The organism is Microvirga lupini (assembly GCF_014191055.1).
Taxonomy (GTDB): domain Bacteria; phylum Pseudomonadota; class Alphaproteobacteria; order Rhizobiales; family Beijerinckiaceae; genus Microvirga; species Microvirga lupini_A.
Map to the genome: position 1 here is coordinate 46,464 of NZ_JACHWB010000003.1, position 23,231 is coordinate 69,694.

The following is a 23,231-nucleotide window of genomic DNA, read 5'->3' on the forward strand; positions in this document are numbered from 1 at the left end:
TTCCTACGACTGGGCCGAGCGCGCGAGCAATTCCGCCGTGTCCGACGCACCCATGGCACCAGCCAGGGCCTCGGCCGTGAGGCCGCCGGCATCACGCGCCTGAGCATCCGCTCCACGCGCCAGCAGCGTTTCGACGATTTCGACCCGGTTGAACATGGCTGCGATCATGACTGCGGTCTTTCCGCCCTCGCCTCGGCCATTCACGTCGGCACCTCCATCGAGAAGGCTTTCGACCGATGCCATATCGCCCTTGAAGGCCGCTCCGGCGAGAGGCGTCTGGCCGCGATCGTTGGAGAGGTCCGGATCGGCCCCATGGTCCAGCAGAAGCCGTACGGCTTCGGCATGCCCGTGATAGCTTGCCAGCATCAGGAGCGAGTCGCCCTTCTCGTTGCGCAGGTTGGGCGGCAATCCCATCTGGAGGAGATCGCCCAGCTCCTGCACCTGCCCCGCCCTGGCATGCTGGAAGACACGCTGAGCGAAGGCAATGGTCTCCTCGTCCAGTTCTTGGGCCGGTTTCGGTGGATCGTTCGTCATGACGTGCTCGACTCTCTTCTTGAGGCACTTGCCTCGATGGTGGTGAGGTGCCGAGCGAGAAGATCGAGCGCGGCGGGACCATCGACGCCGAGGGCAACCTGCACGGGAGTTCCTTCAGGACTGATCGTAAGCGCTCCAGCCAACTCACCGTTTCCCGTATCGACGCTCAAGCGAAGCTCCTCGATCCGGAAGAGTTGGGGTGATAAGGCGTATAACATCACGCAAGGATCATGGAGCGGACGGCTCTCCCGGTTTGCCTCCCCTTCGAAATAAGATTCGATGAGGTTCGCCACCTTGGCGGGCATGGGTTTTCCGCTCGCGGACAACGCCTCCACGAACTCGCGCGTGGCGCGCACGCGGCGTGTAACGTCGAGGGGAATGAGCACGAGCGGCAGACCGGATGCGACGACAACCGCTGCGGCTTCTGGATCCGCCCAGAGATTGAACTCGGAACGCGGTCCGACATTGCCATGTTCATGGATTGCTCCGCCCATGGCGATAATCCGGCCAATGCGCCTTGCAGCCTCAGGCTGCTCCAGAACGAGACGCGCCAGGTTCGTCAGTGGTCCGAGGGCGAGCACATCGACAATACCCGCCGGCTGCTCCATCAGGAAATCCGCCAGCCATTTCACGGCCTGCCGATCGTCAGGGAGACGCACGGGATGAGGCAAGGCAACACCGCCGATACCGTCTGTGCCATGCAGGTTCAACGGCTCAGGTCCGACCCGCGACAGCGGCGCAGCTGCTCCTCGAACTACTGGAATATCTTCCCGGCCTGCGAACGCGAGAAGGCGGCTTGCGTTGCGCGTCGTGGTTTCGATGCCGATGTTGCCAGCCACAGTTGTGATTCCGGCAATGGTGAAATTGGGCGAGGCGAATGCCAGGAGGATCCCGATGGCATCGTCAATGCCGGGATCGGTGTCGATGACAGTCAAGCGGGGTTTTGCGAGATTCATGATCGGGGTAGAAGCTTTCCAGGTCCGTATGGCTTCTTATCCGACAGCGGACCGCGTTTGACCATAGCTACAGGTGCGCTGTGACCCGTTCCGCTTCACTTCCCAACGACCTTCTGGTGAATGCCGCGGATGAAGTGACAATCCGCCAGGATCTCGTTCTGGTCGCGCTCGGCAAACAGCCGGCGGACAGGCTCCTGCGCGTCGGACGGCTGCTCGATGTTCATACACGCACATGGCTCGAGGATCAGGAGATCGCCATTCGCGGCCGGCGCATTGCCTGGACCGGACCCGCGGGTACGTTCCCGGGAACCGCTCTCGCCCGGAAGGATCGTTCGAACCTCGCCGCCGTTCCGGGTTTCGGCGAGGTCCACAAGCACATCGAAAGCTCACACATCACGCCGGAATACGAGGCCGCGCTGGTCCTCCCGCGTGGCAATACCTGGACGTGCGAGGCAAGCCATGAATTCTCGAATGTCGATGGTCCCCACAACCTGGAATTCTGGTTGACCGCGCGCCGGCACGGCTCGCCCATGAAGATCTTCCCCCTTCCCGGTTCGGCGGTGCCGCCCACCGCCTATGAATGGGGTGGAGGTTATTACGGATACGATGAGCAAGCGGAGTTTCTGAGGCAGAGCCTCATGGTCGCGGGCCTCGACGAGGTGATGGACTGGCCTGCTGTCTGGAATCCTGAGAATCCGTCGCACAAGCGGCTTTGGGGCATGATCCAAGCAACGTTCGAGAAGCGCGGCGTCGTGGAAGGGCATGGTGCAGGTCTGCGCGATCTCAACTCTATCAACGCCTTTGCGGCAGCGGGTCTCGCTTCCGATCACGAAGGTTGGACCGCGGAGGAGGTATGGGACAAGCTGCGCCACGGCATCTTCATCGAAATCAGGCCGCACTCCATGCCGGAGATCATCCAGGGACTGCTCCAGCGGGGTCTGTCCGACTGGTCTCAGATCGCCTTCGCCACCGATGACCGTAGCGCCTCGGACACGTTGCGCATGGACGCAACTGATTACAATGTACGCCTCGCCATTCAGTCTGGTCTCTCGCCGGAGATCGCCATCCAATGCGTGACGATCAACCCGGCGCGCCATATGCGCCTAACGCCTTGGGTCGGCAGCATCGCGCCAGGGCGTTTCTCCGATATCGTGCTGCTCGACGATGTTGAACAGCTTTCCATCGCCGAGGTGTGGGCCGACGGGAAGCCTGTCTCCAAGGGAACGGAATATCTTGGCGCCCTGCCCTCCATCAACTGGCCCGATTGGGCCTCCAAGACGGTGAACATCAAGCGCACCATCAAGCCAAAGGACTTCGCCATTGCAGCCGAACCCGGCCGCACCACCATGCAGGCGGCCCTGCTGCGGCCTTTCCACTGGCACGACGAGTTCATCACCATGGAGTTGCAGGTCGAGAACGGGGAGGTCCAGGGCGACCCCGATCGAAACGTCACCAAATTTTCTATCGTCGATCGCTTCTCGGGCGAGGCGAAAATCTCACGCATGTTCTGGCTCGGCTGCGGACCGAAGACGCCCGACACTGCCGTCGGCTGCACGGTCGCACACGACAAGCACAATCTCTGGATCGTCGGATCGTCGGATGAAGCCATGGCGATGGTGGCCAATCGCGTGGCGGAGATCGGCGGGGGCTGGGTTCTGGTGAGCGGCGGCAAGGTTCTGGCAGAGGTACGCTACGAGATCGGCGGGCTGATGACGCAGCGACCGGCGGAGGAGCTCGATACCGACATGCAGCGCCTTTACGCGGCGGCGGAAACCATTGAGTGGCTTTACGAGCCGACCTTCTCGCCGCGCTGGTATCCTGGCTTTCCCGAGCGGCTGCAATTCGCGACGCTGACCTGCGCGCCATGGCGCTGGGTTCTGGTCGCGCCCTGCGAGGCGGCGCCGCAGGGTTTCGTGAACGTGGCGACCGGGCAAACGCACCCGGTCGTCTGGTAAGTTCAGCCGGCCGCGTCGATCCGGGCCATTTCGGCCTTGAACGCCGTCGCGATCTGGCCTGCATCGCGCAGGATCTTCTTGCGCTCCAGGCTCTCGACATTGCGGCCCCGCATGAGCCAGCGGCCGCCGACCATCACGTCCCGCACGTCCACGGGCATGGCTGAGAACACCAGCGTGGCATAGATGTCGTAGACCGGCTGCAGGCGAGGCGCTGACAGGTCGATGCGGATGAGGTCGGCCTGCTTGCCGGGTTCGAGCGAGCCGATGCGGCTGTCGAGACCCAGCACCTGAGCGCCTTCCAACGTCGCCATGCGGATCACCTGGGCAGCCGGCATCGGCTTGCGGCTGTGGCCGAGAATCTTCTGGAACATCGAAACTGGCCCGAATTGGCTTAACAGGTCGAGCGTGTTGCCGCTCATGGGACCATCGGTGGCGATGCCGACCTTTATGCCGGCAGCCCGCATGGCCTCGATGGGCGCAATCCCGCGCCCGGCCTTTGCGTTCGAGCGGGCGTTGTGGGCGACGCGCACATCCGCTTTCGCCATGCGCTCGATCTCGAACGGGTCGATATGCAGGCAATGGGCCGCGATCAGGCCGGGGATGAGGAGCCCTGCTTTCTCCACCACCGCCAACGGTCGCAATCCATGGTTCTTGCGGCACCATTCCATTTCGCTGTCCATCTCGGCGAGATGGATCTGCACCGGCACATCGCGATGCGCTTCGGCCCATTGAGCGACTCGCGCCATTACCTCGATATCGGTCGAATAGGGCGCATGAGGTGCAATGGAGGGAGTGATCCGCTCGTGCCCCGAGAACTCCGACACGAGTTCCTCGACCAGCGCAAATCCCTCATCAACGGTCTTGTGATCCGGCGGATCGAAAGTGGCCAGCGTCTGGCCGACCACACCGCGCAACTCTGCCTGATCGAGGGCTCGCCCGACCTCCGTTTCGTAATAGTACATGTCCGCGATGGTGGTGACGCCCGCCTCGATGGACTCCAGCGCGCCGAGGAGCGTGCCCACGCGCACCATCTCCGGCGTGACGAATTTGCGCTCCATGGGGAGTACATAGCGGAACAGCCGATCGTCCACGTCTTCGCCGAGACCGCGGAACAGCGTCATGGCCAGATGCGCATGGGGATTGACCATGCCAGGCATTATCACGTCGCCGCCAACGTCAACAAGCTCGGCTCCCTCCGTCTGCGGCGGCTCACCGGAGCCGACCGCCCGGATTGTTGAACCCTCGATATGGATCCACCCACCTTCGATGACGCTCATACTCTCATCGATAGGGAGCAGACAGGCGTTCCTGATCAGGATAGACGCCATTACCGGCCTCCTTCGCTGGCGAGAATGGTGCATTGCTCCGGCATGGGCACAAGCTTCACATTCGTTCCCGCCTCCAGCGGCGTCGTGAGGCTGCCGTTGGCGATCAGGTGACCGGCCGCCGTCTCGCACTGGTACTGGTAGGCGCGGCCGAGGTAAGTCCGCAGGCCCAATTGGGCCGGAAGCCCCTCGGCGGTGGGATCGGTGGATACCACCAGGCCGTCGGGCCGCGTGGCCAGGAGGAAGGTGTCGGGGATTGCGCCATAAACAGCTTGCGACAGCCGGAGGGTCATTCCGGCTGTTTCCGCGGTGACCATGTCGCCGTCGCGCGCGATGACTTTGAACGGGAGGATGTTCTCGAACCCGACGAAGCGCGCTACGAAGGTGTTGGCAGGGCGCCGGTAGAGCACCTCCGGCCGGTCGAACTGCATGAGACGCCCGGCATTCATGATCGCGACACGGTCGGAGATCGAGAAGGCCTCCTCCTGGTCGTGCGTCACATAGACCGAGGTGGTGCCGTTCGACCGCTGCAGCTGGCGGATCTCCACACGCATATCGACCCTAAGCTTGGCATCGAGATTCGAAAGCGGCTCATCGAACATCAGGAGCGGCGGCTCGATGACAAGAGCTCGCGCCAAGGCGACGCGCTGCTTCTGGCCGCCTGACAGAGCGCCTGGAGCACGGTCGGCCAGCGGAGCAAGACCCACGCGCTCCAGCATGGCCATGGCACGCTTGCGGCGCTCGGCCGGAGTCATGCCGCGCTGCTTCAACCCGAAGGCGACATTGTCGAGCACGGAGAGATGCGGGAACAAGGCATAGTTCTGGAAAACGAGACCGATATCACGCTTGTGTGTCGGCAGCCGTGTCAGGTCGCGTCCTCCGAGCTGAATCGAGCCGGTGGTCGGCGTCAGAAAGCCTGCGATCAGGCGCAGGGTCGTGGTCTTGCCGCAGCCGCTGGCTCCGAGAAGAGACACGAGTTCGCCGGCCTGGACCGAGAGCGAGAGGTCTTCCAGAACCTTGGTCGTTCCGTAATGGGCGGAGACGGCTTGGAGATCGAGGGGCTGTGTCACGGAAAGCTACTTCGCAAGAAAGGTGAGGCCGAGGGTTCGCTCCACCACGGCCATGACGGCCACGGTGAGGAACATCAACAGGACGGAAACGGACGCGACAGTCGGGTCGAAGAACTGCTCCACATGGGCGAGGATCTGGATCGGCAGGGTGCTGATCCCCGGACCGGTCAGGAAGAGCGACACCGACACGTCATTGAGGGAGGTGATGAAGGCGAGGATGAACGCGGCGATCACCCCTGCCCTGACATTCGGCAGCACGATGGTGAAGAAAGTTTTGACCGGGGCGCTGCCGAGGCTGATCGCCGCCTCCTCGATGGAGAAGTCAAAGGAGGCTAGGCTCGCGCTGATCACCCGCACCACGTAGGGCAGCACGATCAGCGTGTGGCCGATGAGGAGAGACAGGAAGATCGGCGCCCCGGTCCCCACCGTGAACGACTTCAGCAGGGCGAAGCCGAACACGATCTCGGGCACAAGGATCGGCAGCACGAACAATGTCCCGAGCCATTTCGGCAGCTCGATCCGGAAGCGGTTGAGCGCGTATGCCGCCGGAATGCCGATCAGGAGAGCGATGAGCGTTCCGAGAAGCGCGATCTGCAGGCTGGTGATGATTGTCCGCCGGAAGGCGCTGATCTCGAAGATGTTTTCGAACCAGCGCAGGGACAGTCCCTGCGGCGGGAAGGTCAGGTAGGTGGTGTCGCTCAATGCCGCGCCGACCACGATGACCAGCGGCAGCATCAGGAACAGGTAGACCAGCGCTGCGACGGCGATCAGGAGGAAATGAGGTCTGTCGGACATCACGTGGCCATGGGGTTGATGCGGCGGGCGATATGGCTCATCGCGAGAACAATGGTGATGGTGATCACCGTCATGATGGCCGCGATGGTCGAGGCGCCAACCCAGTCGAAGGATACCATGGCGCGCTGCTGAAGCAGGGTTGCCAACACGGTCTGGCGCTCGCCACCGAGCAGTTGCGGTGTCGCATAAGCCGTGAAGCTGCCGGTGAAGACAAGCACGGCGCCGACGATAAGCCCTGGCACGGCCAGCGGGAGCAGCACCTGCCAGAACGTCGCCATCGGGGAGGCTCCGAGCGAAGAAGAGGCCTGCAGCACGTCCTTGGGGATGTTCTCCAGGACACCGACCAGGGAAAGAACCATCAGCGGCACGAACAGATAGACCATGCCGACGACGACTGCTCCCTGCGTGTAGAGCATCTCAAGCGGTTCATTGATGACGCCGAGCCCCAGCAGGGTCTGGTTCAGAATGCCGTTGCGGCCTAGGATGATAAGCCAGGCGAAGGCGCGGACCACGACACCCGTCAGCAGCGGAAACACGGCTGCCACGATAAGCAGACTCTTCAGCTTCCCCGGTGCGCGGGAGACCACATAGGCAGTCATGAAGCCGAAGATCAGCGAGATGATCGTCGTCAACGCCGAGATCTGCAGCGTCCGGAACAGGACGGTCGTGCGGAAGCCGCTGTTGAAATAAGAAATGTAGGGAGCAAAGACCCCGCGCGGATCCGTGAAGGTGCCGGCGATCACGGCCGCGATCGGCACGATCAGGAATCCGACCACGGCGAGTGTGGCGGGCGCGGTCAGCGCCCACCCGGTTGCGCCGTTGCGGCGCCAGAAACGTCTTGAGGTCATGATGGCTGGATTATTTCCCGAAGACCTCGCTCCAGGCATCGAGCCAGTCGGTCTTGGCCGCGTTGAGCTTCTCGTAGTCGAGGCGCTTGAGTGACGAGATCATCTTCTGGCCATAGGTCCAGCGAGCGGCCTCTTCGGGCTTCAGCTGCACCGCAGTGGCCACGGGAGCATCGACGCCCCGCTCGGCCAGCGTCTGCTGGATCTTGGGATCGAGGACGAAGTTGATGAACTGGTGCGCAAGGTCCGGGTTCGCCGCACCCTTGGCGATGTTCACCGTGTTGAGGGTGGCATAATCGCCCTCCTTCAGTTCCGCCCAGCGGACGGTCGGCACCGCCGCCTGAATCTGGGCCAGGGTGAAGTCCTGCGCCATGGCGACGGAAACCTCGCCGGTCGAGAACAGGTTCACGAGCTCGGAGCCGGTGTTGTAGTTCTTGACCACGTTGGGCTTCAACTGCTCGAGAGCCTTGAACGCCGCCTTCTCGTCCTTGTAGGGATCGACCCCTGCCTTGTTCGCGGCCACCAGAACCGTCATCGGGCCGGCCGTGGTGGTGATGCCCGGCAGCGAAACCCGGCGCTTGAGATCCTCTCGCCACAGGTCATTCCAGGAGGTGATCGGCGCGCTGACCTTGGCGCTGTCGTAGATGATGCCGACGCGGCCGATGGTGTAGGCCGGGCCGAACTGACCCTGAGGCGCGCGCGCCAGCTCATAGATGCCGTTGAGATTGGGAATCTTGGAGCGGTCGACCGGCTGGAACAGACCTTCCTGGATACCGATCTGGGAGTAGCTGTCGGTCAAATAAACCACGTCGACGCCGCTGCCGCCGCGAATCTTGATCTTGTTCAGGCGGTCGGCGTTATTGCCGGTCTCGAAGACCAGCTCGCAACCGCACTGGGCACGGAACGGCTTCAGGACGATCTCTTCCAGCTTGTCGCCGTTGAAACCCCACCAGGAGATCGTCAGGGTCTTGTTCTGAGCCATGGCCGGAGCTGAAGACAGCGCCGCCAGAAGAAAGGCCGTGCCTACAAGCGGTTTGTACCAACGCCCTGCCATCTCAGTTTCTCCTAGGTTCCAATGTTTCGCTGCCGAAGGGCCGTTCCAGATTTCGGACCCCTGCCCCGGTCGCATAGGCATTAACACAACCATGGCCATGGGAAACCCCTGCCCCATACGGACATTGCCCACGTTACAGCCATTCTGCTCAAAAGGCTTGCAATTCAAAACGCTGGTGCCCAGCCGCCAGTGGCTGTCCGCTTGAGCCGCGGCGTTCGCAGCACACCGACGGCCCGTTCCGGCCATTCGGGACTGATGGCGGCGAGCTTTTCCCGCCAGGCATCGGTCTGTAGCATCGCCGCGCCGATCGCGACCGGCCTGACGCCGCATGCGGCGAGGAGTTCCAAGGCGGCCGCCATTGATCGTCCGCTACTGATCACATCGTCCACCAGCAGAACCCGCCGGTTCTCGATGACGGGCAGCATGCGCGGATCGAGATAGAGCCGCTTGAGCTGCTCCGGGCTGGTGATGGAGGTCAGCGGCACCGACAGATCCTCCCGATACCAGAACTTGCGGGAGGTCCCGAGGGGAACATAGCGGCTTTGCCCCAGCTTCCTGGCCGTGCCGCTTGCCAGGGTAAGCCCTAACGTTGGGAGCCCAACCACCACCTCCGGCTCAAACACGCGGACCTTTTCGGCAAGACTGGCGCAGAGCGCGTCCTCCACGGCGAAACCGGCCTGATTGATGATGAGGGATGCCAAGGCATGCTCCCCATCCACCAGCTCGCGGATCGGCAGGCGCAGCTGACGCCCATCCTCGAACTCCGCCGGATAGAAGCCGCGATGCCCCTCCGCAGGTTGCCGCTCGAAGGTCGACGGCGGGTGAATTTCCTGCCAGAAATCGTGGGGCTGCATCGTTCGTCTCTGTATCTTGGTTGCGAGAAGGATGATTGTGGCCTGATCTCCACCACGCTATCGAACACGCCCAACGGCACCTCCAGGACGACAGCTCGATGCCCCTTCAGGACCTCATCCAGGCGGACCTACCATTCCTGCGCAGCCTCCGCCAGGATCTCCATGCTCATCCGGAACTGGGTTTCGAAGAGGAGCGGACGAGCGGCATCGTCGCCACCCTGCTGGAAGAAGCAGGTCTGCGTGTCCATCGGGGATTGGGGAAGACAGGAGTGATCGGCACCCTCCAGGTCGGAGATAGCACGCGCGCACTCGGGCTCCGCGCAGACATGGATGCCCTGGCCATGCCTGAGCAGGCGGAGCGTCCATACAAGTCGAAGTTCCCCGGCAAGATGCATGCCTGCGGCCACGACGGGCACACGACGCTTCTGCTGGGAGCGGCTCGCCATCTGGCCAAAACGCGCAACTTCTCAGGCACGGTGCATTTCATCTTCCAGCCGGCTGAGGAAGGCCGGGGCGGCGCGAAGAAGATGGTGGAAGACGGGCTCTTCGATCTCTTTCCCTGTAATGCGGTCTATGGCCTGCACAACATGCCGGGGCTGGCCATCGACGAGATGGCCGTCACCGCTGGCCCGCAGCTTGCTTCCTCGGACAGCTGGTTCGTGACCTTCAAGGGCGTTGGCACCCATGGGGCCAAACCGCATCTCGGCAAGGATCCGATCACGGCGAGCGGCCACTTCCTCGCAGCCTTGCAAACCATTGTGGGGCGCGTGGTCAACCCGTTACAACCAGCCGTGGTGAGCGCCTGCTCCGTGCAGGCTGGTGACCCACGGGCGCTCAATGTCATTCCAGATGTGGTCGAGATCGGCGGCACGGCGCGGGCTTATTCTGCCCAGGTGCGCGATCAGCTTGAGGCCGAGATCGGGCGCCTCGCCAAGGGCATCGCGGCGATGTTCGACATGGAGATGTCATATGAGTTCCGCAGGCGAATCCCGCCCGTGATTAACCATGCCAATGTGACGACCCGTGCGCTGAAGGCGGCGCAGGCCGTCTGCGGCTCCAAGGTCGTGACAAATTTCGAGCCTTCGACCGCAGGCGACGACTTCGCGTTCTTCGGTGAGGCCGCCCCGGGTGCCTATGTGTGGCTTGGAAACGGCCCAGCCGTCGACGGAGCGCTCCATCACAACACCGCTTACGATTTCAATGACGAGGCGATCCCGACCGGCGTCGCTTTTTGGGTCGCGCTTGTCGAGCAGGAACTCAAAGCCTAACGCCGCCTAGCCCGGTACTGCTCCATTTCGCCGGCTTCGGCTTCAGACCGCCGCCGGTTTTTCCTTTGCTTCTGTGGAGCCTTGCCCCTGTCCCGCCGCGCCTTGTCCTCGGGTTTCCGGCGATGAGAAACGGAAGTCGAGACGAGCTTCTCCTCGATCTTGGCGTTGAGGCTTGCGCGCAAATCGACGACCACTTCCACATCCTCGAAGACATCCGGATAGCGCTGGGCGAGCCAGAGCCAGGATGTCGCGATCTTCACCCGGGCCTCCAGCTTCAGGAGATCCGTGTTGATGCCGAAATCAGGCGCCTGCACACGCCCGCCGCGGGCATGCTGCCGGGCCCAATCGAGGAGCAGCTCGACGGCCAGCTGCTCACGTCCATCGACTGGCGCCATCGAGTAGGACAACCGGTCGAGAATCGGCATGTCCACAGTATCGAGAAGCGTTGCCAGCTCGATCATCTCCTCCATGTCGGCCATCCGCAGATCCGGGTGGCCTGCGACAAGGGTATCATTCAGATGCTGCAGCACGCGGCCGAGCCGATCGGTCTGCAGCACCTCGCTGGCCGAAAGCACCGTTTCCTGGTTCGGCCGAACATAGGCCTTGCCGCGCATCTTGCCGGCATCGCCGGACAGCGCGCTGCCGATGATTTTCTCCACCTGCGCATACCCGCCGACCTCCGGCAGAGCCGTCACCAAGCCCTCGTCGTGGTGGCCGAAGCGCCCTGCCCGGCCGGCGATCTGCTTGATTTCCATGGCGGTGAGCTGGCGATCGCGCACGCCGTCGAATTTGCGCAGAGTCGAGAACACGACACGCCGCAACGGCCCGATGTTCAGCCCCATGCCGATGGCATCGGTCGCCACAAGAATCTCGGCCTCGCCATTGCGGAAGCGCGCGGCCTCGGCCCGGCGAACCTCAGGACCCAGCGCGCCATAGACGGTCGCCACTGTACGCCCTGATTGCACGAGGCGCGTGCGCAGGTCGTGCACGTCCCGGCGGGTGAAGGCCACGACGGCATCGCCGCGCATCAGCTTGTTGAGATTGGCCGGCACGCCCTCCACGCGCAGCCTGCCCTTGCGCTTGAGGATCTTCACCTCGAGCGGCTCGCCGGTCATGGCGAGCAGGTGCTCGACGAGTGGAATCGCTTCCGGGGCGCCAGTGAGGACCACAAGCCGGGCGGGAGCGCCAACCATCGCCTGGGTCCAAGCCCAGCCGCGGCTTGGATCCCCAAGCATCTGCACCTCATCAATGACGCAGACATCCACCATGCGATGCAGATCAAGGGTCTCGATGGTCCGGGCGATGTGAGTCGCGCCCTCCGGCAGCACGCGCTCCTCACCCGTCACCATGCCGGCTGGAAGCCCCTCCTCGCTCATGCGCTCGAAATGCTCAAGAGCCAGGAGCCGCAGGGGCGAAAGGATCTCGGCGGTCTCGGCTTCTCGCGCGAGCTTCAGCGCCTCATAGGTCTTGCCTGAGTTGGTCGGCCCGGCCAGGAACAGGAAGCGGCGGTCCAGGGAGCGGGCCACGGGGAAGATCGCCGCGTAGCGCTCATAGCCGGAAGCTTCGCGGATCTGGGCCTCGCGCAGGTGCCGGAGCCTGCGGGCCGCAGCTTTCGAACGGTAGTCGTCGAGCTTCTGGCGCAGCTTGCGCGCGGCACCGGCAGGGCCGCCCTTGTCGGATGCATGGACCCGATCGAGCTTGTCGAGAGCGGCACGGATACCGCCAAGAATCGCCTGCCGCTCGTCAGCATCCTCAAAGGCGTCGAGATAGGTCTCGAGCTCGTCGCGCCAGCCCGCCAGTTCCTGCTCGCAGGCTTCGAAGGTTGCATCGCGCAACTCGATCAGCCGGGCCTCCAGGGCTTCCGAGGCAGCCGTAAGCTCCGCACGCTCCACGCGCGCTGGCGCCAGGGTCACCGCTGCAACCTCTACCGGTTCTGCGAAGGCAAACTCGACCGCGATCTCGATGGGATCGCTCTCTGGCAGGACCTGCATGGGGCGGCTGAACACGGCACGGTAGCCGGCGAAAACGCGCTCGGGCTTCCATCGGCCGCTCTCGATCCGGCGGATGTCCTCGGCGATGTAGATGCCCGTGTTTCTGCGAACGGGTGCGAGAATACTCTGACGCCGACGATGGGCCGCATCATCGTGTGACGGGTCGCTGTCCCTTCTGCTACCACGGGAACGCTGCGCTGATCCCATCCCGTCGCCCTGCTCCCGCCACGTCGGAACCTCTGCGGCAAGCTGCGCAATGACCTCCGGATCGAACATCGGCTCCTCGACGCTGCGCCCGCGCCGATGCACAGTCCGGCGCTCTGCCACCGGGATCAGCCCGCCCTCGATCCAGCGCTCACATTCGGTCTGGCTGGCGAGCAGGATGCCCGGCAGGTGATTGAGGCTGACAAGGTTCTTCGATTTCTTGGACATTCAGAGTTCCGGAAGGCGGAGCGCGCCTGGGCGGCTCCTGCCTCTTTCATTGGACAGCCTGTCGTCGCAGCTTGCGCTGCGCGTCGGGGTAAACTCCAGAAGGCTGCAGATGTTTTCGGGAGTCGCGGTGAAGCGACGATGATCCCGCTACGACGGCCGTCCCTTTGGCGATCGCTGGCAGGATTTAAGATATTGAGGCGCCGCGCTTTTCCTCTGCTCCAATGTGACCATTGCAGAGTGCAATATCAAGGGAGCCGCTGGCTATGGGCGGCTCCCGTTCGCATTGGATTTATCACCTGCCGAATAGATCTTGCGCCAGCCTATACTCCCGCCGTGCGGGTCAACGTTCTTCGCAGGAAGGACAACCCCAAAGCCGAGAGAAAAGCCGCCTGCTCCTTGTTGGCGGCGCCATGGCCGCCATCATCAGGCTCGTAGAAGAAGACCGGCTGCTCCATGGCTTCAAGCTTGGCCGCCATCTTGCGGGCATGGCCGGGGTGGACACGGTCATCCCGCCTGGAGGTGACGAGCAGGACGGGAGGATAGGCGCGGCCCTCCTCCAAATTCTGGTAGGCGGAAAACCCCGCCATATAGGCCCAGTCCTCGGGCCTTTCCGGATCGCCGTATTCCGCCACCCAGCTCGGGCCCGCTAGCAGGCGCGTATAGCGCTGCATGTCTAGGAGGGGCACGGTGCACCAGATCGCTCCGAAGCGCTCAGGGTAACGGGTCAGCATGTTGCCCACGAGGAGACCGCCGTTCGAACCGCCATAGGCTGCAAGCTGGGCGGGAGTTGTCACTCCCCTTTCTGCGAGATCCTTGGCGACAGCGGCGAAATCGTCATGGGACAGCCGTTTGCCCTCGCGCATGCCGGCTTTGTGCCAAGCTGCCCCGAACTCGCCTCCGCCGCGGATATTGGCCACCACCCAGACATTGTCGGGCTCAAGCCACGCCTTGCCGATGCCGCCGAGGTAGCCCGGTGTCAGGGAGACTGAAAACCCGCCATAGCCGTAGAGCACCGTCGGGCGCGGCTCGTGCTGATCCTTCGGTCCGATCTGGTAGTAGGGGATCCGTTCCCCATCCACCGAGACGGCCTCATGGCGCGTCACCTCCAGGCCAGAGGCGTCGAAGGCGGCAGGCGCTTCCTTCAGAACCTCGATCCGCTTGTTCTCGGTTACCAGCGCGAGCTTCGTCGGCTCGATATAGCTCGAGATCGTCAGGAGAAACTCGTCGGTCCGCTCGAGCTGGCCTGCATCAAGCGACATGGCATAGACAGAGGCCGTGTCCGGCAGCCCCTGCAGTTGCTCCAAGCTCCACGGCGAGCCCGGTGTCGCCAGCCAGATCTGGCTGGCGAGATTGTCGAGGACCGTGAGCACCAGCCGGGACTTGGTCCACCAGAACCCGGAGAGGACCCGCCGGGGCCCGGGTTCGAACAGCACCTCGAACCTGCGCTCTCCCTTAAGAAATTGCGAGAAGCTGATTGCCAGGAGCGCGTCGGCCGGATAGGTGCGCTCTGGCAGGGCCCAGTCGCTTTTCAGCTTCACGACGAGCCAATCCTTTTCCACATCGAAGCGGGCATCGAGCGGCAGGTCGATCAGCAGGGGCTCGCCGCCCTCCCGTGCGAGATAGGTGAACCCCTCCTCGAAGGTAATCTGTCGCCGGTAGAAGACGCGCTCGAAGCCAGGCTCGCGATCGACCGAGGCCGAGATGTAGATGTCGCTGGCCTCGCCCTCGAATGCCAAGGGGGCTTGCATGAAATCTGAGCCTCGGCGCCAGAGGCGCACAGTGCGCGGATAGCCGGAAGCGGTGGCGGCGTTCGCCCCCAGGGTCGTCGAGACGAGAAGCGTATCCCGGTCGAGCCAGGCCGCTCCGCCCTTTGCCTCCGGCAACGCAAAGCCGTCCTCCACGAACCGCTTCTCGATAAGATCGAACTCCCTGACCACTACGGCATCAGCACCACCCCGCGACAGGCTCACGAGGCCGTAGCGCTGTTCCGGTTGTAGCGCTTCGCAGCCTTTCCAGACCCAGTCCTCCCCCTCGGCCCGCGCGAGCGCATCGATGTCGAGCACTGTCTCCCAACGGGTCTCCAGCTTGCGGTAATCCTCCATGGTGGTGCGGCGCCACAGGCCGCGCACGTAGGAGGTGTCCTGCCAGAAATTATAGAGCTGCCCCCGCCGTCGGGTGATGAACGGAATGTTGTCCGCCCGGGTCGAGATCTCGTAGAGCGCCTTCTTGTCAGCCTCAAAGGCCGGATCGCACAGGGCTACCTTGGTCGCCTCGTTCTGGCCACGCACCCAGGTCAGCGCCTCCTGGCCCTCCACGTCTTCCAGCCAGAGATAGGGATCGGTCCGTTCCTGCAGCTGTTCGGCCATATCGTGTGGATTCCGTTCAAGTGGGGATGACATGCGGAGGAGAATCGACAGGAAGGATTATTGGTCAGCCGGAGCCTTCGACAACATTTGATGGAGAACCGAACCGGTCACCATCCGTTGAAGGTCAAACCATTCATAAAGGGGCCCATGATGGATCCGTTCGTTTCGGCACTGGAAGAACTCGCGGAAGCCCTGCTCGCGGGAGAGGATCCGAAAGGCGCATTGCAGGACATCGCTCAGGAGCACAACCTGCCGGCCCCGGCCTTGCGCAATCGGGCCATCCGGGCATTTGGGCCGCTAGAAACCTACAAGCAGCGCCAGGCAGAGCTGAAGAAGGAGCGCGAGCAGACCGCCCGCCGCCGTGATCCGGTTTTTGCCGGCGCTTCGTTTCTGGCTGCAATCGCAAGCCTCAACCCAAAGCTGAGCGCCGAAGACAGACAGGCTGAGATCGAGCGTCTCGCGGCCGAATACGACGTGGATCCCGCCGCACACAAGGATGCCATCGAGCGGCTGCGCCGGCGCTGAATCCGATGGCAAAGGTCAGGTGCGTAGAAAGTTGAGGCAACCTGCGGGCAGTCCGGCTCCGGTCACGAGGATGGCGCCGTGCCGAAACAGCCACCATCCCGACTGCCCTCTGGCCAGCCGGACGACCGCAAGCTCTCCGCTGGCGTCCATCCAGACCAGTTGCGCACCAGCTGACGCTAGCGATCTGACGGCGTGGTCCTGTCCGGCGCCTGGGGCAAACAGCACAGTGGCGAACTCGTTACCTCTCAACGGCCAAATCCCCAAAGCTCCCGCGCCGAGAACCAGAAGAACCACCAATGTGCGGGCCGGGTCGGCCGACCGGACAAACTGGGGGGTGCCATCCTTGGGCCCCTTCAGGATCCATCCGAAAACCACCGGCACGAGGCCGAAGAGGCCCACCCAGAGGAGATCCCAGAAAAGCCGGTTGATGCTGTCCATTCGGATGCGGTGGATTCCGAGCAACCAATGGGACAGGAGAGCATCGACGATGTGCCAAGCTCCAAAGCCGATCAGGATGCCTGCAAAGAGACTGCGGCCCGACATCCCTGCGGGCGAACCGCGCGATCTCCACAGCATCCAGAGTCCTGCTGCGGCAACCCCATACATCAGGGCATGGAAATATCCATCGGCCGCGACCTGGAACCGGATATCCCCGCCGTTGATGGCGCTTAGGAGATGATGCCACTGGAGGATCTGGTGGAGCAAAATACCGTCGAAAAATCCGCCGAGAGCAAAGCCAAGGACATAGCCTGGCCAGGGCTGGGAACGTCGGGATGCGGTGGGAGCCACGATGCAGCCTCGGTTCGAGAGGAGTTCAATTCTTTCAACCGCCGGTGATGATCTGAAGTTTCAAAGGTTAATCCAAGTTAACGAATGTAGTGTCTGTGTCGGGTTCCTGACAGACGAGCGAAAGCTCGCTCAGGTAGGATTCGAATCAACAACACAACGAACGATTTCCAGGGGGCGCAACCATGGCCATCCGAATGTCGGTCGTCCTCTTCCTCAGCAGGGAGAGCGAAGGCTGCTTGTCGGTCCATGAGGTGCCAGATGAAGAGCAGGAAAAGAAAGCCTTTCGCCGCCGACGCACGCCGCTTTGCAAAGCTTGAGCGGGAACTTAAAGCCGTCGAGGCGCAGATTGCCCTTATCGAGAAGGATGCAGAGCTCAAACTCGCCGTGCAGGATCACTTCACGTTGTGGAGGCGTCCCAACTTGTTTGCACCCTGGCCGATTGGAGTTCAGCACTGATACTCAATCTGCTCAATCTATCTTATCGAGACCGATAGAGCCGGTTGAGCGCTGCCGTCCAGCGTTGGGGCTATAACGCCACGGTGGCCAAGATGAAGGCGATCAGGACGAGGGGCATCATCCCCTTTGTGACGCAGAAATATTGCGCATCGTCATGGAGCAATCTGCCACATCTTCAGTCTGCTCCGATGAGACGTCAGAATGGGATGTGCTGTCCATCCCAAGCAAAGAACCCTCCGCTGTCTGCCGGCGAGAGGCCATTCAGCACATTGAGCAGGCGCTCGGCTGCATAGGCAGGGGTGAAGAGCTTTCCGCTCTCGACTCCGCTTTGAAAGGGCTGGCTCAAAGCCGTGTCGACGGTGCCAGGATGGAGGGCGACACAGATGGCGTCTGGCTTCTGGCGCCGGAGTTCGACTGCGAGCGTGCGCATGAGCTGGTTGAGAGCAGCTTTTGACGCGCGATAGCCGTACCATCCGCCGAGCCGGTTGTCCTCGATGCTGCCGACACGAGCAGACATCACGGCGAAAATGCTCTTCCCGCCTTTTGGCAACAGCGGCAACATGTGCTTGGCGACCAGCGCCGGCCCGATGGCATTGACGCGAAAGCTCTTGGCCAGAAGTTCGGGGTCGAGACTGCGATAGGTTTTCTCGGGCTGATAATCTGCGGCATGGAGCAATCCTGTTGCCACAAGAACAAGACGCAGGGGAGCACCGTCCCGAAGTCCCTCGGCCGCGGCGGCAATACTGGGCTCGTTCTCGATGTCGATAATATCTGCTCGTACGCCTGGGTCCTCGCTGCCCAACCCTCTTCGCGACAGGGCATGGACTGCTTCAAAGTCTGCATTCGCCAGCAGCTGAGTGACGGCCCCTCCAATCCCGCCAGACGCACCGATGACAGCGGCTCGCGAGGGATGCTCAAGGCTAGCTAGCAGGTTCAATGGATCCATTGGAAACCAAACAGGAATGACGCTCGATTATGTGCGGCGCTTCTTATGAAGGGAAAGGCCTTTCACCCCGATCTGCGTCCTGCTCCCACACTTGTGAGGAAAGCAGGCGGATCAGAAGCGCTGAGCGGAGAACGGACTCGGGTCGATGGGCCCCGGCCGCCCCTCGATCATGACCGCTACCATCTGGGCAGTCACCGCAGCCTGGGTTAGGCCATAATGCCCGTGGCCGAAGGCATAGATCACGCGTCGGTCCCGTCCGGCAGGTCCGATCACCGGCAGCGAATCCGGAATCGAGGGCCGGAAGCCCATCCATCGCTTTGCGGCCGGCCCGGCCTTGAGATGAGGCAGGAAGCGTGTCAGGCGCTGCACCATGGCATCGGTTCGGCTGTGGTTGGGCGCGGCCTCAAGCCCGGCGAACTCCACCGCGCCACCAACCCGGTCGCCGGTGTCGAGAGGCGTCGTGACGAAGCCCTCGCCCTCGAACATGATGGGCCGGCCGATCCCGAACCTGCCCTTCGTGTATGTCGCATTGTAGCCCCGCTCCGTATCAAGCGGGATTCGGTCGCCGAGTTGAGCGGCCAAGGCCCGCGACCAGATACCAGCCGAGATCACGACTTGGTCGACGGCCACTCGCTGGTCGGCGCCGTCCGTCCGAACATGGATGAACTCGCCCTTCGGCTCGATCTGCAGGGCGTTCGCCGCGACATGGACAGCACCGCGGTCCAACGCGAGCCGCAAGAGATCACCGGCCAGAATGGCCGGATCGGACACATGGCATGCATCGGGATAGAGCACGGCGGCTTCCACATTGCGGAGCGCGGGCTCCAGATCGCCGAGCGCCGCAGGGTTCAGGGCGTGCGCCTCGACCCCGAAACCACGCTGACGCTCAATAATGTCCTGCGAGCGAAGAAAGTCGCCTTGATGCCTCCATACGGAGAGAATCCCGTTCTCCCTGAGGTGCCCATTCAGATTCAGGGATGCCAGAAGGTTCTTCCAGGCCGGCAGCGATTCTGCATTGATCGAGCGGATCGCCCCGATGCTGGCCTTGATGCGGGAGGGCGACGAGGCCAGCAGGAAGCGCATGAGCCATGGTGTGAGATGCGGCAGGTAGCCTGGCCGGATGGTTAGGGGCCCGAGCGGATCCATGAGCCAGCGCGGCAGGTTGCGCCACGCCTTTGGCGAGGCGAGCGGCATGATGTCGGTATGGGCGATCCAACCTGCATTGCCGTCCGTCGGGCGCCCCTGCATGCCGCCCGGCTCGATCAGCACGACCTCATGGCCTCTGTCGAGCAAGGCATGCGCGGTGGCAAGCCCGACGACACCGGCTCCGATAATCGCGATCCGCATGGTTTGTCCCTGAAGCAGGCTTAAGGTCTAGCGGCTCTGGTCGACGACCTGGAAGCCATTGGCGAAGGGATCCCGGTCGTCGATGAAGATGGTGTTGAACCCGGTCACCCGCGCCCAGCCCTCGATGGACGGGATGATCGCATCCCGGTCGCCCACCTTGGTTCGCCCCTCGATGCGTCCCGTGAAGGTCGAGCCGATGATGCTCTCGTGCACGAAGGCATCGCCCTCTTTCAAGGCTCCGCGGGCGGCCAGATGCGCCATGCGGGCGGAGGTGCCTGTGCCGCAGGGCGAGCGGTCGATGGCCTTGTCGCCATAGAATACGGCATTGCGCGCCGTGCTGCCGGGATTCTGGGCCTTCCCAGTCCAGAGAACGTGTGTCAGGCGATTGATGGCCGGGTTCTCGGGATGAGCGATCTGGTAGCGCGCATTGAAGGCCTCACGCAGCTTCGGGCTCCAGCGCAGGATGTCTGACGGATCGACGTTTGCCAGATCCGAATAGAGCGTCTGCGGCTCCACGATAGCGTAGAAGTTGCCGCCATAGGCCACATCGACCATGAGGTGCCCAAGCCCTTCGACCTCGACTTCGTAGCCGGTGCCGTAGAGGAACGACGGGATGTTGGTGATGCGCACCCGCTCCACGAAGGGGCCGTTCTGCTCGTAGCGCGCCTCGACCACGCCTGCCGGCGTGTCCAGCCGCAGCAGGCCCGGGGTCTTGGGATGGATCAGGCCGTTCTCAAGCGCGATGGTCACCGTGCCGATCGTGCCATGGCCGCACATGGGCAGACAGCCCGAGGTCTCGATGAACAGGATGCCCACGTCGCAATCGGGCCGCGTCGGCGGGTAGAGAATCGAGCCGGACATCATGTCGTGGCCGCGCGGCTCGAACATCAAGCCGGTGCGGATCCAGTCATACTCCGCCAGGAAGTGCTGGCGCCTGTCGAACATCGTGTCCCCTTTAAGCTGGGGAATGCTGCCGCCACCCACCACGCGAACCGGGTTGCCGCAGGTATGACCATCGATGCAGAAGAAGGTGTGGCGCGCCATGGCCTCACTCGCATTTTCACAAAGTTTTCATTGAAGGCGAAGGCGGGGCTCACATGCCCCGCCACGGCTTATCAGGCGGCAGGCCTCAGGCCGACATCCGGCAGCTTTGGACGGTTCTCCAGTGCCTTGGCCATGACGTCTTCAACGTGAGCGCGATCCTGGCCTTCGAGCGGAAGACGCGGCGGACGGGTAAGCGCAGAACCGCGTCCCATGATGTGTTCGCACAGCTTGATGCACTGCACGAGATCGGGCCGCGCATCGAGATGCAGGAGCGGCATGAACCACTCGTAGAGCGCCCTCGCCTCCTCGTAGCGTCCGGCCTTTGCCAGACGGAACAGGGTCTCGCCCTCCTGCGGGAAGGCATTCGACATGCCGGAGATCCAGCCCGCAGCGCCGAGCATTACGCTCTCGACCACCACATCGTCGAGCCCTGCGAACAGGACGAAGCGGTCGCCGACCATGTTCTTGGTGTCGATGAAACGGCGGGTGTCGCCGGAGGAATCCTTGAAGCACACGATGGTCTCGCAATCGGCGAGCGAGGCCAGAATATCGGGTGTTACGTCGTTCTTGTAGATCGGCGGGTTGTTGTAGACCATGACCGGCAAGTCGGTGGCCTTGGCGACGCCTCGGAAATGGGCGGCGGTCTCGTGCGGCTTGGAGGAATAGACCAGGGCCGGCATGACCATCACGCCATCGACACCGACGCGCGCGGCCTCCTTGGCCACTTCGGAAGCGAACTGAGTGGTGAACTCGGCGATGCCGGCGATCACCGGCACCCGGCCGCGGGCCACGCTCTTGGCAGTCTCCATGACGGCCACCTTTTCGGAACGGCTCAGCGAGGTATTCTCACCGACAGTGCCGCAGACGATGAGGCCGGAGACACCGTCCCGGATTAAGCCATCCAGCACTTTGGCCGTTGCATCGAGATCAAGATCATAGTTCGGCCTGAACTGGGTGGTGACCGCGGGAAATACACCTTCCCAACCAATCTTGTTCGCCATTGCGCACCTGCTTCCGATGGTCGATTGAACTTCGTTATTGTAGATTGTATAAAATCTACACTGTCAAGCGTAACCCTGCTCTCCTACGACGTGAGTTTGATGACGAACCGAGCTGCAACTGCACCAAAGCCTCCGCTGAAGCCTCTCCAGCACCGGACGATTTCAGCTTCGGTGGCGGAGGAACTGCGCCGGCGTATTGTGGACGGCGAATTCCAGGCCGGCTTCCAGCTCCGGCAGGAGGCGCTCGCTGTGGAGTTCGGTATCAGCCGGATCCCAGTTCGCGAGGCTTTGATGCAGCTCGAGGCCGAGGGGCTTGTGAAGATCCATCCCCACCGGGGCGCTATCGTCTCGGCGCTCTCGCCGGAGGAAGTCGAGGAGCTGTTCGAGCTCCGAGCACTGCTCGAGCCGCGCCTCCTCGAGGCTTCGGCTCCGCACCTAGCGGAAGCGGACTACCAACGGTTGACAGACATCCTGCGGGAATACAGCTCGGAGCTTCATGCCATGCAGGTGAGCCGCTGGGGCGAGCTGAACCGGGAATTCCACATGGTCCTGTACCAGCATGCGGTCCAGCCCCGCTCGCTCGCCATCGTGGCAAATCTCCTGCAGGAATGCGACCGACATACCCGCCTTCAGCTCACTCTGACCGATGGACGCGCACGAGCTGAGGCCGAACACGACGAGCTGCTTCGCCTCTGCGTCGAAGGGCAGATCGAGCAAGCCTGCAAGCTCCTGAAATCGCATATTGAAGGCGCCGGCAAGTCGCTCCTGAAATACATCCACGAGCATCAGCAGGACGGCAGGACCGCGGAACCGGTCTAGCTACGAACCCTGAAAGGCGGGCTCGGCCTGCTGCTTCATGCGGATCTTCGCCTGACGGGTCATCCAGACGGTGAGCACTATGGTTGCCACAAGCCCGACGGTCAGCAAAACCCAGTTTATCAAGCTGGCGCTCCCTTCCGCGGCAGTTCGACCGATCACGCCGATCCAGACGTTCTGAACCGTCCCAGGCACGATCCCGATGGCAGTCGCCAGCAGGAAGGAGCCGAGGCGAACGCCGGTAACCCCGAAGGCATAATTCTCGACAGCGAAGGGCGTAACCGGCGTCAGCCGAGCCAGCACGATGGTCTTGAAGGTCTCCTCATGGGCGACAGTGTCGACGGCCTTCATGGCCGGGTGCCGATCGAGGAACCGTTTGACCCTCTTCCGGGCAAGATAGCGGCTGATCAGGAAAGAGATCAGGGCTGCCGTCATGCCACCGAGGAAGCAGATGGCCAGAGCCCACCAGCCATAGGCGACCGCCACGGCCAGCGTCAGCGGCACACCTGGGACGAGCAGAACGGTGCAGATCACATAGGCGATGCTGACCACTACCACGCCCAACGCTCCCATCCCCTGCGCCCAACGGCTGAAGCCCTGCAGCCACTGGTCCACGGGCAGCAGGAACCAGGCGGCGATGAGGGCAACGAAGCCGATCACGGATGCGGCAGCAAGCCAGATGAATTTTCGGTTGGTGGATGCGGGTGGTGAGGACACGGGCTTCTCGGTTGGCCGAAGCCAAACGCTCGATTGTTCCTGCCGTTCCAGGACAGCGAAGGTTAAGTTGGAGATGGAACGCTATTGCTCGCTCCCTTCGAATTGCTGCCGATCATGGCTTCCTTTGTCGATATGGAGAGCGGTA

21 protein-coding genes are annotated in these 23,231 nt (G+C 62.8%); 5 read left to right on the forward strand and 16 right to left on the reverse strand.

The window, feature by feature from the left end:
• Positions 1-3 precede the first annotated feature (3 nt).
• Positions 4-534 carry an ankyrin repeat domain-containing protein gene (locus FHR70_RS11645; RefSeq protein WP_183450346.1) on the reverse strand — a complete coding sequence of 177 codons (531 nt, stop codon included), beginning with the start codon at positions 532-534 and terminating at the stop codon, positions 4-6.
• Entirely contained in the window at positions 531-1,469 is a 939-nt protein-coding gene (locus FHR70_RS11650) for a nucleoside hydrolase (RefSeq protein WP_246408114.1), read from the reverse strand. The genes FHR70_RS11645 and FHR70_RS11650 overlap by 4 nt, the downstream gene beginning before the upstream one ends.
• 101 nt (positions 1,470-1,570) lie before the next feature.
• Between FHR70_RS11650 and FHR70_RS11655 the strand changes: the two genes are divergently transcribed.
• Positions 1,571-3,445 carry an adenine deaminase C-terminal domain-containing protein gene (locus FHR70_RS11655; RefSeq protein WP_183450350.1) on the forward strand — a complete coding sequence of 625 codons (1,875 nt, stop codon included), beginning with the start codon at positions 1,571-1,573 and terminating at the stop codon, positions 3,443-3,445.
• Positions 3,446-3,447: 2 nt separating this feature from the next.
• Here the strand turns inward: FHR70_RS11655 and FHR70_RS11660 are convergent, their stop codons facing one another.
• The 6 genes from FHR70_RS11660 to FHR70_RS11685 all read right to left on the reverse strand — a co-directional run bounded on the left by FHR70_RS11660 (position 3,448) and on the right by FHR70_RS11685 (position 9,388).
• The gene (locus FHR70_RS11660; RefSeq protein ID WP_183450352.1) at positions 3,448-4,773 is read right to left on the reverse strand and encodes an amidohydrolase family protein; all 1,326 of its coding nucleotides are present in this window, start codon (positions 4,771-4,773) and stop codon (positions 3,448-3,450) included.
• Positions 4,773-5,840 carry an ATP-binding cassette domain-containing protein gene (locus tag FHR70_RS11665; protein WP_183450354.1) on the reverse strand — a complete coding sequence of 356 codons (1,068 nt, stop codon included), beginning with the start codon at positions 5,838-5,840 and terminating at the stop codon, positions 4,773-4,775. The genes FHR70_RS11660 and FHR70_RS11665 overlap by 1 nt, the downstream gene beginning before the upstream one ends.
• Positions 5,841-5,846: 6 nt before the next feature.
• Positions 5,847-6,635 carry an ABC transporter permease gene (locus FHR70_RS11670; RefSeq protein WP_210277596.1) on the reverse strand — a complete coding sequence of 263 codons (789 nt, stop codon included), beginning with the start codon at positions 6,633-6,635 and terminating at the stop codon, positions 5,847-5,849.
• The gene (locus FHR70_RS11675) at positions 6,635-7,483 is read right to left on the reverse strand and encodes an ABC transporter permease (protein ID WP_183450358.1); all 849 of its coding nucleotides are present in this window, start codon (positions 7,481-7,483) and stop codon (positions 6,635-6,637) included. Before FHR70_RS11675 ends, FHR70_RS11670 begins: the two co-directional genes overlap by 1 nt.
• Before the next feature lie 10 nt (positions 7,484-7,493).
• Complete coding sequence (locus FHR70_RS11680) at positions 7,494-8,534, reverse strand: ABC transporter substrate-binding protein (RefSeq protein WP_183450361.1); 1,041 nt, start codon at positions 8,532-8,534, stop codon at positions 7,494-7,496.
• Between the two features lie 164 nt (positions 8,535-8,698).
• Entirely contained in the window at positions 8,699-9,388 is a 690-nt protein-coding gene (locus FHR70_RS11685; protein WP_183450363.1) for a phosphoribosyltransferase, read from the reverse strand.
• Between the two features lie 98 nt (positions 9,389-9,486).
• Here FHR70_RS11685 and FHR70_RS11690 point away from each other — a divergent pair, with 98 nt between their 5' ends.
• Entirely contained in the window at positions 9,487-10,656 is a 1,170-nt protein-coding gene (locus FHR70_RS11690) for a M20 aminoacylase family protein (protein WP_183450365.1), read from the forward strand.
• Here the strand turns inward: FHR70_RS11690 and FHR70_RS11695 are convergent.
• A complete protein-coding gene (locus FHR70_RS11695) occupies positions 10,653-13,079 on the reverse strand; it encodes a helicase-related protein (RefSeq protein WP_183450367.1) in 2,427 nt (808 codons plus the stop codon). The two genes, FHR70_RS11690 and FHR70_RS11695, sit on opposite strands and share 4 nt — an antisense overlap.
• Before the next feature lie 320 nt (positions 13,080-13,399).
• Complete coding sequence (locus FHR70_RS11700; protein WP_183450369.1) at positions 13,400-15,445, reverse strand: prolyl oligopeptidase family serine peptidase; 2,046 nt, start codon at positions 15,443-15,445, stop codon at positions 13,400-13,402.
• A gap of 150 nt (positions 15,446-15,595) precedes the next feature.
• On the opposite strand from FHR70_RS11700, the gene FHR70_RS11705 reads away from it, so the two are divergent.
• Positions 15,596-15,970, forward strand: coding sequence for a hypothetical protein (locus FHR70_RS11705; RefSeq protein ID WP_210277597.1), 375 nt, complete (start codon positions 15,596-15,598; stop codon positions 15,968-15,970).
• Positions 15,971-15,985: 15 nt separating this feature from the next.
• Here FHR70_RS11705 and FHR70_RS11710 read toward each other — a convergent pair whose 3' ends face one another.
• A complete protein-coding gene (locus FHR70_RS11710) occupies positions 15,986-16,759 on the reverse strand; it encodes a DUF2243 domain-containing protein (protein ID WP_183450373.1) in 774 nt (257 codons plus the stop codon).
• Positions 16,760-17,017: 258 nt separating this feature from the next.
• Between FHR70_RS11710 and FHR70_RS11715 the strand changes: the two genes are divergently transcribed.
• Complete coding sequence (locus tag FHR70_RS11715) at positions 17,018-17,215, forward strand: hypothetical protein (protein WP_183450375.1); 198 nt, start codon at positions 17,018-17,020, stop codon at positions 17,213-17,215.
• Positions 17,216-17,411: 196 nt separating this feature from the next.
• Here the strand turns inward: FHR70_RS11715 and FHR70_RS11720 are convergent, their stop codons facing one another.
• From FHR70_RS11720 to FHR70_RS11735, 4 genes are all read right to left on the reverse strand, one after another.
• A complete protein-coding gene (locus tag FHR70_RS11720) occupies positions 17,412-18,152 on the reverse strand; it encodes an SDR family NAD(P)-dependent oxidoreductase (protein ID WP_246408116.1) in 741 nt (246 codons plus the stop codon).
• Between the two features lie 120 nt (positions 18,153-18,272).
• Entirely contained in the window at positions 18,273-19,508 is a 1,236-nt protein-coding gene (locus FHR70_RS11725) for an NAD(P)/FAD-dependent oxidoreductase (protein ID WP_183450379.1), read from the reverse strand.
• Positions 19,509-19,535: 27 nt separating this feature from the next.
• Positions 19,536-20,552 carry a 4-hydroxyproline epimerase gene (locus FHR70_RS11730; RefSeq protein ID WP_183450381.1) on the reverse strand — a complete coding sequence of 339 codons (1,017 nt, stop codon included), beginning with the start codon at positions 20,550-20,552 and terminating at the stop codon, positions 19,536-19,538.
• A gap of 71 nt (positions 20,553-20,623) precedes the next feature.
• Positions 20,624-21,553 carry a dihydrodipicolinate synthase family protein gene (locus FHR70_RS11735; protein ID WP_183450384.1) on the reverse strand — a complete coding sequence of 310 codons (930 nt, stop codon included), beginning with the start codon at positions 21,551-21,553 and terminating at the stop codon, positions 20,624-20,626.
• A 99-nt stretch (positions 21,554-21,652) separates the two neighbouring features.
• On the opposite strand from FHR70_RS11735, the gene FHR70_RS11740 reads away from it, so the two are divergent.
• Positions 21,653-22,372 (forward strand): GntR family transcriptional regulator, encoded by a 720-nt coding sequence (locus FHR70_RS11740; protein ID WP_183450386.1) that lies wholly within the window; start codon positions 21,653-21,655, stop codon positions 22,370-22,372.
• Here the strand turns inward: FHR70_RS11740 and FHR70_RS11745 are convergent, their stop codons facing one another.
• Positions 22,373-23,086, reverse strand: coding sequence for a VTT domain-containing protein (locus FHR70_RS11745; protein WP_183450388.1), 714 nt, complete (start codon positions 23,084-23,086; stop codon positions 22,373-22,375).
• Between the last annotated feature and the right edge of the window lie 145 nt (positions 23,087-23,231).